Genomic DNA, 14234 nt, shown 5'->3' on the forward strand with positions numbered 1-14234 from the left:
GCTAGAACGGGACATCATCCTCGTCATCATCTACATTCAGTCCATCCTCTCCCAAAATCTCTGCAACCGTAGGCAGTTCGCGGCTGGGCGGAGGGGTTTGGGCATTGGACAGTGGAGGATGGGGGGGGGATGAAGGCGGGGAATCGTGGGAGCCAATCTGAGAATCTTGAGGATCAACGGACTTTTCAGGAACCGCGACCTCGTCTTCTAACGTAACAACTTGACCATTAAAGGCTTCGGCTAAACTTTTCGTTGCGCGACTCAGTTCATCTAGGTCATAGCCAGTCGCTTTCGCCGATGGCATTTCCAGCAGCATTCCTCCAGTGGGCGAATCGATTGTTGGTGGCGGCGTAGGCAGGTCGATCGGTCGAGGTAAGCCCGTCGCCGGTGGGCTGGGCTGGGCAGACTTCTGGGGGGGCTGCGGCTGGGCAGACTGAGATGGTTGGAAGGAAGAGGAGGACTGGGCGATCGCAGGACTGGATTGGGCTGAAAAGCCCTGGGATCTCTCTTGGTGAGACGATCCCGGAATCTGTGAAGACCCGGCGGCGGGCGGCATCAGTTTACCGTCTATGCCAACCCAAACCAGCTTAACGTTAGCTTTGCAGGCTTTGGCACAGGCTTTTCCGAGAGCTGGGCTTTGTTTTTTCACGATCGCCAGCATGGTTTTGACCACTCCGATCGTAATTTCTTGGCCGTCAAATTTCAGCAATTGGCAGTTAGGCCGAATCATTCCCAAGGCCGGAGCCGAATCAATGTGCCCCAGAATTTGCTGCCATAGCGCTTCTAAATCTGGGTTGGTAGGCTGGCCAGAGGGTTCGGTTGCATTTGCAGAAGCAGCGGGAGTTGGTGTTGGGGGACTCGTTGGTGGAGTTGGGGTTGCAGCAGGAGTTGTCGTAGATCGCGGTGCTGTCGTGGCGGTTGGTGGTTGGGATATCGGTTGGGATACGGGTCGGGCAGTTGGCTGGGTGGATTGGGCCGTCGGCTGGGGCGTAGATTTTGCGGAGGGTGGGGATGCAACCGATCGGGGCACCTGCTGGGCCGCAGTCGTCGGGCTGACAACACTGGCAGTGACGATCGCCGAGGGCAGCAATCCCATTAAGGTCACTTCCAGCCAGAGCCGGGGTTGGGTCGTGTTTTTAATTTGCACTTCGGCACTGCGCAGGTGTTGCTGTCCAGCCAGCAACCAGCCAATGTCCACCGATTGAACAAATGCAGTCATTTCCGCCCAAGTGGGGGGCGTGATGGCCACTAAATCATTGCGCTGGGGGGCCGTTTTGGCAATGAGCAAATCCCGGTAGAAACTAGCTAAATTTTGCAGCACAATCAACGGCTCGCGGCCCCGATCCATGAGGCGACGGGTGCGATCGAGCATCGTTTCGGGATCATCCGACGCGATCGCCTGCACCAACGCCATCAAGTCCCGCTCCGGTACCGCCCCCACCAGATCCCACACCTTTTCGACGGTGACTTCACCCGCCAATAAGCTGAGTTGATCTAGCAAACTTTCCGCATCGCGCATGCCGCCCTGGGAAATTTGGGCCACCAGTTGCACCGCATCGGGCGCGATCGCGATCTGCTCCTGGTGGGCAATCTGGGTCAGGTGTTGCACCATCGCTTCTAGGGGAATACGCCGAAAATCGAAGCGCTGACAGCGGGAAATAATCGTCGGTAAAACCCGCTGGGGATCGGTGGTTGCGAGGACAAATACGACCCGTTCTGGCGGTTCTTCCAACGTCTTTAGCAATGCATTAAAGGCCGCATTGCTCAGCATATGAACCTCGTCAATGACATAGACCTTATAACGGCAACGCACTGGAGCAAATTGCGCCCGTTCAATCAGTTCGCGAATATTATCAACCCCCGTATTGCTGGCCGCGTCGATTTCAATCACATCTAAGGCAGACCCTTGGGTGATTTCGCGACAGATTTCACATTGGCCGCAGGGGTGGGGCGTTGGTTCCGATCCCGCAATGCAGTTGAGGGACTTAGCCAAAATGCGAGCGCTAGAGGTTTTTCCGGTTCCCCGAGCCCCCGTGAACAGGTAGGCCGGAGCAATGCGTTTTTGGGTTAGGGCGTTGCTGAGCGTAGTCGCGATCGCTTCCTGCCCCACCAATTGCGCGAAGGTTTGAGGACGATATTTGTGGTGCAGAGGAATGTAGGACATAGGAACGATCGCGACCCAAGTCGAAGTGAACCGGGATCTATTGTAAGCCCGATTTCCCCCTTCCCTGGGACTAGAACAAAAGTTCTTAGAATACTTTTTTAGGATAGAAGCTCCTGAAAAAGCCGCTGGTAGCGCTGGGCCTGTTGCGTGAGGGCAAAGGATTTTTCCGCATGGGCACGGGCTTGGGCACGCAACGGTCGATCGGTCATCAGCACCCAACGAATCCCCTGGGCCAAGTCCTGGACGCGGTAGGGCTGGGCCAGGTATCCCGTTTCGCCTGGAATAATCATGTCCGGCATCCCACCAATTTTGAATGCCACACAGGGTGTCCCACAGGCCAAGGCTTCCAAGACTGTATTGGGCAAATTATCTTCCAGGGACGGTGCGACAAACACATCCGCTGCGGCGTAGGCCAGGGATAGAGAAATCTCATCGCCCAAGGTGCCTAGGTAGTGGGTGGGAAAGCCTAAATCCGGTGGAACTTCAGGTTGCGATGCACCAAAAATCACCAGTTCAGGTCGCTGGGGCCACGATTGTTGGCTCAGGCTTTGCAACGCCGCTTGCAAGACATGGAACCCTTTGCGCCGATCGCGGGTGGCATCCGCCGCACCAAAGAGAATTAATGGCACATCCAACGGTAAATTTAGAATTTTGCGAACCATGGCGCGATCGTCGTCGCGATCGTAGGGGCGATACCGCTGTAAATCGAGGCCATAGGGGATAATTTCAACGCGGTAGGGCTTTAACAGCGAACTTTGGGCCGCACATTGGGCTAACCAGCAGCTAGGAGTGACGATCGTTAAATTGAGCCGTTGCCAAGCACGCTGTTTCCGCCGCCAAATCCAACGGGATAAATCGCGGGGTTTCTGGCTGTTGAGTTTTGGGCAAGCACCACAGGTTTGCTCGTAGCGATCGCAGCCATCGCTGTAGTGGCATCCCCCGGTAAAGGCCCACATATCATGCATCGTCCAAACGATCGGTTGCCGGAGCTTACGCAAAGTTTCCAGCCGCAGAAAGCCACTGCCCATCCAATGGAGATTGACAATATCCGGTTGCAGGGCTGCAATTTGCTGCGTCAAAGGTTCCGGTAACCAAGCGGGGGAATAGCGATCGATTTGCCGTTGACGATAGAAGTTGAGGGGCAAGCCATCAATCCCAGGCCGCAAGAAGGCGATGGTTTTCTGGAGTTTGCTGCGGGGGGCAATGACAGAGCGATCGTCACTGGCTTTGTTTTGTACCAGCATTTGGGATTCTAAACCGATTTCTTGCAAACCCTGGTGTAAGCGATAGGCTGCTCGCGCTGCGCCCCCGGTGATGTCGTACGTACTGAGCAAGAGCGGTTTCATGGTTTCACCGCCTCCATAAAGAGCGAATCGGGTTTGCGTACCTGTCCTTGCAGGGTGTCTAGCTCAAAGTCATTAAAGTGAGGAATTCGACTTTCTGATGCCTGACAGACCTGAATTTCTGTAAATCCCGCTTGGCTGAGTAATTGCTGAAGGGAAACACGATCGTACATCCAGCGATGAAGTTCTCCAGAATTACGAAAGATACCTTCCTGAAAACTTTTCTGGGCCTGCTTTCCAGCAATGAGTAAGACAAAAAACTCAGCAACTTTTGTACGAATTTTCTGGATATACCAAGTGGGTCGTTTCGATTTAATTTTTTGCCAGCGGGTTAGTTTTTTTGCTTGATAATAGTTATCTATTTCTGCACCCATACGCGATCTCACAAACGCTCTATCCAAGTCAGCATTCTGATCATTGAGCCGATCGAGGTACTTGCCCATCTCTCCCCCGGCATGGGTACGGGTCATTTGGTCTAATAATTCCAGTAGCATCCAATCATACTGCCCGATCGCTTGAGAATTGCCAGATGTAGCCTGTTCCAACGTTGCTAAGTATAACCGTGCAATCTGTTCTAAATCCGGTACCACGATTCTCAAAATTCCACCGGGTTTCAGAACTCGAAAGGCTTCAGTAATCAAAAAACTTGCTTGGACTGGTTGTAAATGCTCTAAAACGTGGGAGCTATAGCACACATCGCAGGTACGATCGGCAAACGGTAAGCCTCGCCGAATATCAAAGCTGCGAACTTCCGCCGCACTGGGCATCAAATCTAGGTTGACCCAATCCGGATGGAAGGTTTGTCCACAGCCAATATTCACAAGTTGCATCATCGTTGTTTCGCGATCGTACGTCTTCATTTAACAAGGCTTTTTAAATAATGACTTAGCTTAAAAATAATTGAGCTTAAAAATAATTGAGCTTAAAAATAACTCAGCCTGAGATTGTCCCCGCTTGCTTGATAGGTAGGATCGATCGTACCTTTTTGACAACTCGCGTAGTATATCCTGCTATTTGTTGCTTGGGTGCCCAACCAAGTAACGAAACCAATTCCTCAGGGGTTTTCTGATGGCTGGCTCCAACTATCTGGGTTCCCCAAGGTTCGTGTTGTGTTGCCTCGATCGGTGAAACAAAGAATTGAGGAAAGCGCTGACGGATCTGGGCTTCATGGAATAGGTCGAGATGTTTCTGCAATAATTCCGGATACAAGGAATACCAGGGATCATTGCGAAACTCACTCAGTTGGGGGGAGGCATAGGGGCCATCGATCGACACCCGACAGCCGCAATAGGCCGCGTAGGCAATGTGGGAGCCAATCACATTGGAAGTAACGCAATCGAAGCTACGGAAAATGACATTCATTCGAATCAGCGCATTGCGATCGTCCGTAGTCGCTCCTGTAATCCAAGGAATTTGATAGTGATCTAGAACAGGAATCCAATATCCTTTTTCTATGCAGGAACCATGGATGCAAAATACAATATCTGAAAATTCGGCTTTCCATTGCGAAATATATTTTACATAGTCTTCCTGATCAACTTTCTGTTCCGTATAGGCAGAGGAATGGGAGGGCATTACCAGTAGTGTTTTAGGCTTTCGATCTACGGCTTGTAAGTTCCCGTAAATGAAGGGTAAACCTGCTGCATGAACCCGCTGAAAGCCGAATTTCTGTAGGATTTGTACTTGTTCTCGGGTAGTCACTAAAACGGTGTCTTGCGGCTGCCCCCAAAAGGTAAGTTCGCGGGGATAGGTAATCGGGTCAGTGCAAATCCAACCGTGGAGCCAGTGGGCAAAGCTACGAGGGGGCTTAGCTCGATCGACGGCACAGGCAATCAAATGGCTAATGCCGTAATAATCCGGTTCACTCCGGAGCCGAATTCGTTCAATGGGGGGCAATCGTTTCGTGAGCCAATCGATCGAAGCCATTGCTTGCACTCCTTTTGCTGCCTAGCCAATCTATACCAACACCTTCAAACAATCTAAGCTAAGAGTTCCCACTTCATCGGCGTTCCAGCCTTGACTGCGCAACGAAGGGATTTGCCTAAAAGCTGGTCGTAGTATTTGGGAGGGAGTCCCAAACCGGGACGGATCGATCGCAAATTCTCAGGGGTTAACACAGCTCCAGGTTGCAGGTCTTGAGTGATGTAGAGCGATCGACGAAACTGGAGAGACTTGATTTCCGCCGCTGTGGGGCCATAGCTGATTTGGCCGAGGGCTTGGGCGGCCCGCTCCGTTTCCGTCACCAACTGCGCCATCTCCTCTGGTTCCATGGAAAAGGCTGCATCCACGCCACCGTCCGATCGTCGCAGGGTGAAATGTTTTTCGATTACCGTTGCCCCTAGGGCAACGCTAGCCACGGCTACGCCAATGCCCAAGGTGTGATCCGATAGCCCCACTTGCACGTTAAACAAATCCCGCAGGTGCGGAATCGTGAGCAAATTAGAATTTTCGGGTGTGGCGGGATAGGTGCTGGTGCATTTGAGCAAGATTAAATCCTGACAACCCGCCTCCCGTGCGGTTCTGACGGCTTCATCTAATTCCGCGATCGTCGCCATGCCCGTGGACATGATTATCGGTTTCCCGGTTTGGGCGACTTTACGAATTAACGGTAAATCAATGTTTTCAAAGGAGGCAATTTTGTAACAGGGCACGGAGAGGGATTCCAAAAAGTCCACTGCCGTGGCATCAAAGGGCGTACTAAAGCCAATCATGCCCAGGTCGCGACAGCGTTGAAAAATCGGCTCATGCCATTCCCAGGGCGTGTAGGCTTGCTGATACAGGTTGTAGAGAGAATTGCCCTGCCAGAGGCTGTCGGCGTCGTGAATCCAGAATTCTCCCTCCGTCAGGTTCAGGGTCATCGTATCCGCTGTGTAGGTCTGGAGCTTGAGGGCATGGGCACCGGATTTCGCTGCGGCCTCGACCAGTTCCAAGGCCCGATCGAGGGATTGATTATGGTTTCCCGACATTTCGGCAATAATAAACGGCGCGGTGTGCGATCCGATCTCTCGACTTCCAAGCCAAATTCTTTCTAGTGACATTTCAGATTCCATGTTTCAGAAGGACTCACGAATTGCGTATGAAGTGTTTTCTGTTTTTCCTGTTAAAACATATTCTGAGGCTTGATCCCAACCCAAGTTAGCAATCACATCAACTATGGATAAGTGACTAACAAAATGAGCCGTTTTCAATTGTGGATAGGGCTGAGGATGGTAATCTTGGAAAATCAATCGAGTTGATGATGCTTCAAAAACCCGGTCTGCAATAAGATACTCTTGTGACCCGATCGGACTTATATACTCATCACATTGACAAGCTTCACAGAGATTGTAGAGATGCTGCGATCGCTTCCCAGATGCCCCAACCTCACTGGCTCGAATAATTTTAGGGGATAAACTTAGTTGGGTCGAAATCCAGTCAATAATTTGAAAATTTAGATCCACTAAAAGTTCTAATGATTCATTGAGAAGAATTTCTGTCAAACCGATCAAACAATCAGAATAGGGAGCTTTGGAATAGGCTTGACTAATTGTTTGAACATGTTTTTTTCGCCATTTTTGTCCATTATCTAACTGAATTGTCGAAATAGATTCAACTCCATACTGAGAATGAACAGGAACGGTAAGCCAGCATTCCTGACCGTTTAATAAGATCCGATTGCGACTTTGCCAGGATCTCCGCTCAAACTGAACATCATCTAAAATGATAAATACATCAGCCTGAGCCATCAAGTTAAAATAACCTGCCCAGGGAAGATAAGTTGGCTGCATAATAACGCATCGCATCATTCTCACCGACGATAGATATAAGTTGTAAACTCAAAGGGAATAATACCTGGTTTCAGTTGGTAGTCATTGCGTAAGACTACATAGGGAGATAGATGCTCCTTGGCAAACTTAAAAACGACCTCAGGATATTCATAAAAAAGCCCTTGATCATAGTAGTCAACATAATGACTTAGTAAATTAAATGCCAATCCTTTACGAGCGCGGGAAAAACATTCTGTGAGAGTGGACTGGTAAAATAGACGGTTATCTTCAACCAAATTGTTGAAAACGCCACTAATCAGAACATAATCAAATTTCTCCGAGGGGGCAAGTTCCTCCATTTGACAAAAACGAAACTCAGGATGCTTTTTCTGACCACACTGAAGTACTTCAGAAACGATATCCACACCAGTATAATTAACGGAAATCTTCCTGGATTTTAAATAGTTTGCTAGATGCCCTGTCCCACAGCCAAAATCTAGAATGCTTTGGCAATGGAGATCGTCAATTTCTGTAAGAATTGCGAAACGGGTTTCTTGAGTTCCTCGATCGCGCCATTGGGAAGCTTCTGGGGAATCACCATACTGGAGGAAGAGGTTTCGATAGTGCTCTGCTAAATTCATATAGTCTCAATAATGAGTTTGATTTTTGAAGTTTGCATTTACTGGTTTAAAACCCACTTATTAAAGTTTACTTTTTCAAGGTGATCAGAAAATCATTGGATTGAAAGGTCTGATTTTGAAATGTTGTGATGTATCTATCTATGCATAAGAAATTAAGATTTAGTGGTTTGAAAATTGACTCAACCTCTGCTTGAGAGAATCCATGTAATCCCAGGGTATTGTTCTGCTGAATCCTAAAATCAACCTCGCTAGCAAACAGAAAAAATCCTAGTCCCCCCGATCGAAGAACTCGATAAATTTCCCCAATACCTTTTTGCACAGTTGCTAATCCAGCAGCTTCAAATACGCTACAGCTGATGATTAGATCGAAAAAATTATCCTCATAATTGAGTTGGTCAAGACTCGCTACCTGTAAATCTGCCACAAGATTAGCAGATTGGAGGCGCGATCGAGTGTTGGTTACCCCAACCTCAGAGATGTCACAGCCGTAGGCTTGAAATCCCTCAGATGCTAGGAAATGGGTATGCACTCCGCTACCACAGCCCAGATCCAAAACGCGGGTCTGAGCACGATCGGCGATCGGAAAGTTCCGAAATACAAATTGAATCACTTTTTCATGGGGATATTTAGGCCCTTTTGACTGATTCCAGGAATTCCAGATATGTTGATGTTCTTTCATTAAACTTGCCATAGATAACTCTCCAATTTAGCTAGCTAGTTTGTAAATCATTTCAATCACTCGTCCAACTCCTAATCCATCAATAGATTGCTGACCTTGAATTGTCATTTTCTCTAGATGAATTGTATTACTCAAAAACTGAGTGATTTGTGCTTCTAAGAATGGAACCGTTAAGTCAGAAGCTTCTCCCAAAAACCAGTTAATACCGTAATTATGCATCGCCTCAGAGACCTGATTTTGTGTAGGATGAGTTGCAATAATCATTGCAGGAACCCCCATGCAGGCTAACTCATATACTGTAAAACCACCTGCACTAATGGCGACATCCGCCCAATCCATTTGTGATGCCATATTGGAGACATCATGCAGGCATGTAATGGTATGTTGAGAGACCGCGTTAATTTGTAGTTGAATGTCTTCCCAGTATGGACAACCAATGCCGATAATGACTCTGATTTCTAGCGATTGATTAATAGATCTCAGTGCTTTTAAAATCAGAGAAGTCATATTGCTGGGATCGCTACCGCCCATAGTAATTAATAGTGTCTGCGGGACATTGCAACGATTTTGTCTTTGAGATCGTGTTTGCCAAAACTCCGATCGCAGTAAAAGATAGTCGATTCCCAAAAGTTGTAGGCAGTGACTGGGTAAAAGCGATTGATATTGGGCTTGGCGATCGTCAGCAAGATTTTGATCTAGTAGTAAGTCACAGTCATGATTGCGATTAGCTAAATCATCCAGGACTAAAATTTTTTTGATATAAGGACGAACAAGCTGCTCCCACGATCGACTAATTTGATAGTGATCAATAATCAGCCAGTCAATTTCGCCTGAACACTGCTGAATGACTGAGATGGTGGCTTGTGCATCAACAGAATGATTCCAGTCTGAGCCAGCTTCTAGCCGAACTACCTGAAAACCTTGATTTCTGATTTTATGCTCAAGATTTTCCAACAATGTTTTGCAGATAAAAAAGACTTCAGCCCCCTGGGATTGTAATGCCGTCGCTAGTGTCAGACAGCGCATAATGTGCCCTGTTCCAATTTCCACAGAAGCATCTGCACGAATTGCTACTTTCACACCACAGCCTCCATCAACGGCTTTTGTATAACATGAGCATTAATCGCTACTAATTCTGGCTTTTGTTGGAGTAAACCAATGATGCTATGTAAATTAAATTGAGGTTGAGCTGAATACAAGTGTTCTAAAATACAGCGAATTAATTCAAAATCTTCTGAAGTATCTACAGTTAATCGACAGGGTGCGAGTAAACAATCCTGCATAACGGTATAGACATGATACCGAGAGGGCTGTTGGTAGATAAACGGTGTAACATGTTCTCGATGAGCAGGATGGGTTGCTTCTCGATAGGTCTCTTCTAGAACCTGCATCGAAAAAGCTTCGACATCCATTCCCCGTGGATAACTCACTTCATCGGTCACAACATAGTCCAAGTTGGGAACATTTTGTTGATAAATTGCAATGACCCGATCGATGATTTCAGGATCAATCAACGGACAGTCGGAGGTTACACGCACGATCGCATCTGCCTCAAATGTCTGTGCAGCTTCATAGTAGCGGGCTAAGACATCCTGCTCTGACCCACGATATACGGGAATTGATAAGCGATCGCATACATCCACGATCGGCTGATCCGTTTCATTTACCGTTGTCGCAACCACGATCTGATCGGCAAGAGTAACCCGCTGAAGTCGCTCCATTTGATACTCCAGCAACGGCTTTCCCAGCACTGTTTTCAGTACCTTACCGGGCAGACGTGTCGAAGTCATCCGAGCTTGCACAATGATGACTGTTTTCATTGCAACACCTCATGTAGGATGCGAATCACTTGATCCTGCATTGCATCGGTTAAACCTTGGTGCATCGGCAAACTGATCGCCTCGCGGTAATACTGCTCCGCCTGCGGAAAGTCGCCCCATTGGAAGCCTAACTGTTGGTAATAGGGTTGGGTATGGACAGGAATATAGTGAAGCTGTACCCCAATGCCCCGATCGCGCAACGCTCCAAACACTTGTCGATGGGATTTATTCAGCCGTTCCAATTGTAAGCGAATTACATAGAGATGATAGCTAGAGTGCGTATCTGGATGTTGATAGGGTAACGTAATCGGTAAATCTTGTAATTGCTGGTTATAACGCTGGGCTAAATCGCGACGACGATCGAGGAATTGCTCTAAACGCTGTAACTGACTATATCCCAGCGCCGCTTGCAAATCGGTCATGCGGTAGTTAAAGCCCAGTTCCTGCTGCTCGTAATACCAAGCGCCAGGGGAATCTTGCAAGAGGCGATCGGGATTCTGGGTAATGCCATGGGATCGTAATTGGCGTAACCGTTCTGCTAAATCCACCCGATTGGTTAACACCATGCCGCCCTCGCCCGTCGTGATCATTTTGACCGGGTGAAAGCTGAAAACCGTCATTTCTGAAAATTGGCCATTGCCGATCGTTTGGCTTTGGTAACGCCCCCCGAGGGCATGGCTGGCATCTTCAATCACTTGAAACCCGTACTGGTCAGCCAGTTCCGCAATCTCTGCCATAGCACAAGCTTGGCCGGAAAAATGCACAGGAATCACCACCTGGGGCAAGCGATCGCACTTGGCTGCCTGTTCCAACTTTTCCCGTAGCGCGGCAACGCTGAGGTTATAGGTGTGCGGATCGATATCGACAAAATCGACCTCGGCCCCACAGTACAGCCCACAGTTCGCAGATGCGACAAACGTATTGGGCGAAGTCCACAGTCGCTGGCCAGATTGCAACCCAAGGGCTAAACAAGCGATATGCAGCGCTGCCGTGGCATTGGACACCGCGATCGCATACTTCGCTCCACAGTAATCCGCCACCGCCTGTTCAAACCGGGCGATCGCGGGACCTTGGGTCAGCCAATCGGAACGCAGCACCGCAACTACAGCCTCAATGTCCTGCTCGGAAATGCTTTGCCGACCGTAGGGAATGTAAGCACTCACGGTGTGAGAATTTCTAAGAGTTGTGCTGGAGTTAGCCATTGATCATTTTTATCTGAACTGTATTGGAAGCCTTCCGGTACAGGTTGGCCTTTCTCGCCGATCGTATTCACAGTGAAGTCGTGAGCCATACTAAAGCTGATCGCCGGACAAATAACATAGTGATCGGCAAATTCCAAGGTGAGGTGGTAGTCATCCGCTGGACACATAACCTCGTGTAGCTTTTCACCGGGTCGAATTCCCACCACTTTCGTGGGTACTCCCGGTGCGATCGCCTCGGCCAAATCCAGAATGCGCATCGACGGAATCTTCGGAACAAAAATTTCGCCCCCCTGCATCCGTTCAAAGCTTTTGAGCACTAAGTCCACCCCCTGGGGCAGGGTGATCCAAAAGCGGGTCATACGGGGATCGGTAATGGGCAACTCCGTGGCCTTCTCCTGCACCAGCTTTTGGAAAAAGGGCACCACGGAACCCCGCGAACCCACCACATTGCCATAGCGAACCACCGCAAACCGCGTCACCCGATCGCCTGCAATATTGTTAGCCGCAACGAATAACTTATCGGAAGCCAGCTTGGTTGCGCCGTAGAGATTGATGGGACTGGCCGCCTTGTCGGTAGAGAGGGCAATCACCTTTTTGACGTCATTCTCTAGCGCCGCATCAATCACGTTATTCGCGCCGTTAATATTGGTTTTGATGCATTCCATGGGATTGTATTCCGCTGCGGGCACCTGTTTCAGCGCCGCCGCATGAATAACGTAATCCACCCCCCGCATCGCTAAGCGCAGGCGATCGACATCCCGCACATCCCCAATAAAAAAGCGCATCACCGGATCGGGGAATTCCTGTGACATTTCATACTGCTTTAGTTCGTCGCGGGAATAGACAATTACTTTCTTCGGCTGGTAGTGTTCCAGCAGCGTTTTGACACACTGTTTCCCAAAGGAACCCGTGCCACCCGTGATCAAAATCGTTTGATGATCAAACACAAGGCACTCCAACAAATTCTGCAAACTAGGGGGCAAGAGCAGGCATCAATGCACAGGATTGCAGCCAAACCGTTAAATAGCGAACGGTAGAGACTGTCTAGGAGCCTCAATGCAGATTCCAGTGCAAGGTATCTCTAAGATGCCCTTGACAAGGAACAAACCCATCATTTTGCTGTTGGGTAATTTCCGCTAAATGTTAAGATTTTTCCGCCAAAGTGATGAGTTGGTATGCCCCAAGGCGACCCAGAAACGATCGAAATGAATCAAAAACCCTGTCAGCAGCATGCTACTCACAGGGTTAATAGGGCTAGCGGGTGAGATTTCGCTCACCCAAGCACGATCGGTCTGTACCAGCGCAGTCTTTTTCTAGACGGGGTGGTAATCACGGGCATTGGTGCCTTCAAAGGCATCCCGCGTCGAAGCGCGACCGGGATCGAACCCTTCGTTCCGTACACGACGGCGGAGGTCGCCCGCATCCGGACTGGATTTCACGGCATCATCCGGGCTAATCCGACCCAACAGCACCAGTTCGCACAGGGCTTGGTTCATGACCTGCATTCCTTCGGAGCCATCGGTTTCCATCAAGCGGAAGGCTTCCGTTTCATCACCCTTCAGGAGATAGTCGGCCATGGCCGGGGTATTCACCATAATTTCGTGGACAGCAGTTCGACGCCCATCCGTGGTAGGCAGGAGTTGCTGGGAAATGACCGAAATTAAGGATTCTAAAATTTGGATCCGCATGGAAGCTTGCTCATCGGGGTTGTAGATGTTAAGCAAGCGGTTTAGCGTACCGATCGCGCTCTTGGTGTGCAGGGTTCCCAGTACCAAGTGCCCCGTTTGAGCTGCCTTGAGGGCAGTATCCACCGTGACGCGATCGCGCATTTCCCCGATCAGAATGACGTCGGGGTCTTCCCGCAGAACCGCCCGCAGTGCGTGGGCAAATTCCTTGGTATGCAGTCCCACTTCCCGTTGGCTGATCAAGCACCGATCGGACTGGTGCACATACTCAATTGGATCTTCGATCGTCACAATGTGGCGGGTATCTGACTCATTTAAGTGACGGATCATCGCCGCGATCGACGTCGATTTCCCCGATCCCGTTGGCCCAGTTACCAGAATTAATCCCTGGGGTTGGGCAATAAAGTGCTTCAGCACCTGGGGCAGCCCTAGGCCATCGATCGTGGGTACATCCAAGGGAATCAACCGGAACACGATCGCGCCTCCGGTCAAGCTATCAAAGCAGTTAACCCGACAGCGCAGGAAGCCGGGATAATAAATGGCCGTATCCAGTTCCTGGGTTTCCTCAAAGATTTCCCGCTGTCGGGGGTTAAGGATTTCATTCAAATACTGTTGAAAAACTTCCGGTGTAACAACGGAATACTCACGCTGCTGCACCATTTGCCCCCGCACTCGGAAGCGAGGCATTTCACCCACCCGGATGTGAATATCTGAAGCGTTCTTGGAATGGGCATCCCGTACCATCTGCTCGATCGTGTCACTGGTTGCACTGGCCTTAGCTGGTTCTGGCATCGGTGGTGCAGGGCGAGAGCGGGGAGTCATCGGTTGCAAGGGCGGGGGCGGCGGCGCAACTGGCTCAGCTTGGGCACGCGGGGGCGGGGGAACGGGAACAGTCCGTGAATAGTCCCGCTGATTTTTATCGTCCGGAGAGTTAAATTGATTCATAGAAAGCCT

13 protein-coding genes are annotated in these 14234 nt (G+C 49.5%); all 13 read right to left on the bottom strand.

What is annotated here, in order from left to right; translation table 11 throughout:
* Position 1: 1 nt before the first annotated feature.
* Positions 2–2164, bottom strand: a complete 2163-nt coding sequence (locus ACN4EG_RS10200) for a DNA polymerase III subunit gamma/tau (RefSeq protein WP_431629269.1) — start codon at positions 2162–2164, stop codon at positions 2–4.
* A 98-nt stretch (positions 2165–2262) separates the two neighbouring features.
* Positions 2263–3510 (bottom strand): glycosyltransferase family 4 protein, encoded by a 1248-nt coding sequence (locus tag ACN4EG_RS10205; protein ID WP_431629271.1) that lies wholly within the window; start codon positions 3508–3510, stop codon positions 2263–2265.
* Positions 3507–4340 carry a class I SAM-dependent methyltransferase gene (locus tag ACN4EG_RS10210; RefSeq protein ID WP_431629273.1) on the bottom strand — a complete coding sequence of 278 codons (834 nt, stop codon included), beginning with the start codon at positions 4338–4340 and terminating at the stop codon, positions 3507–3509. The genes ACN4EG_RS10205 and ACN4EG_RS10210 overlap by 4 nt, the downstream gene beginning before the upstream one ends.
* Before the next feature lie 100 nt (positions 4341–4440).
* Complete coding sequence (locus ACN4EG_RS10215) at positions 4441–5433, bottom strand: hypothetical protein (protein WP_431629274.1); 993 nt, start codon at positions 5431–5433, stop codon at positions 4441–4443.
* A 53-nt stretch (positions 5434–5486) separates the two neighbouring features.
* Positions 5487–6545, bottom strand: coding sequence for a pseudaminic acid synthase (gene pseI / locus ACN4EG_RS10220; RefSeq protein WP_431629275.1), 1059 nt, complete (start codon positions 6543–6545; stop codon positions 5487–5489).
* Between the two features lie 15 nt (positions 6546–6560).
* Positions 6561–7274 (bottom strand): WbqC family protein, encoded by a 714-nt coding sequence (locus tag ACN4EG_RS10225; RefSeq protein ID WP_431629276.1) that lies wholly within the window; start codon positions 7272–7274, stop codon positions 6561–6563.
* Between the two features lie 20 nt (positions 7275–7294).
* Positions 7295–7894 (bottom strand): class I SAM-dependent methyltransferase, encoded by a 600-nt coding sequence (locus tag ACN4EG_RS10230; RefSeq protein ID WP_431629278.1) that lies wholly within the window; start codon positions 7892–7894, stop codon positions 7295–7297.
* 67 nt (positions 7895–7961) lie between these two features.
* Positions 7962–8585: a class I SAM-dependent methyltransferase gene (locus ACN4EG_RS10235; RefSeq protein WP_431629279.1), complete on the bottom strand. Its 624-nt coding sequence runs from the start codon at positions 8583–8585 to the stop codon at positions 7962–7964.
* 15 nt (positions 8586–8600) lie between these two features.
* Positions 8601–9653: a UDP-2,4-diacetamido-2,4,6-trideoxy-beta-L-altropyranose hydrolase gene (gene pseG / locus ACN4EG_RS10240; protein ID WP_431629281.1), complete on the bottom strand. Its 1053-nt coding sequence runs from the start codon at positions 9651–9653 to the stop codon at positions 8601–8603.
* A complete protein-coding gene (locus tag ACN4EG_RS10245; RefSeq protein WP_431629283.1) occupies positions 9650–10393 on the bottom strand; it encodes a cytidylyltransferase domain-containing protein in 744 nt (247 codons plus the stop codon). The genes pseG and ACN4EG_RS10245 overlap by 4 nt, the downstream gene beginning before the upstream one ends.
* Positions 10390–11556 (bottom strand): UDP-4-amino-4,6-dideoxy-N-acetyl-beta-L-altrosamine transaminase, encoded by a 1167-nt coding sequence (pseC, locus tag ACN4EG_RS10250; protein ID WP_431629285.1) that lies wholly within the window; start codon positions 11554–11556, stop codon positions 10390–10392. Before pseC ends, ACN4EG_RS10245 begins: the two co-directional genes overlap by 4 nt.
* Positions 11553–12542, bottom strand: coding sequence for a UDP-N-acetylglucosamine 4,6-dehydratase (inverting) (gene pseB, locus ACN4EG_RS10255; RefSeq protein ID WP_431629287.1), 990 nt, complete (start codon positions 12540–12542; stop codon positions 11553–11555). Before pseB ends, pseC begins: the two co-directional genes overlap by 4 nt.
* Before the next feature lie 366 nt (positions 12543–12908).
* A complete protein-coding gene (locus ACN4EG_RS10260; RefSeq protein ID WP_431629288.1) occupies positions 12909–14225 on the bottom strand; it encodes a type IV pilus twitching motility protein PilT in 1317 nt (438 codons plus the stop codon).
* Positions 14226–14234 lie beyond the last annotated feature (9 nt).

Origin of the sequence: Alkalinema pantanalense CENA528 (assembly GCF_050753345.1) — a bacterium.
GTDB lineage: Bacteria > Cyanobacteriota > Cyanobacteriia > Leptolyngbyales > Leptolyngbyaceae > Alkalinema > Alkalinema pantanalense.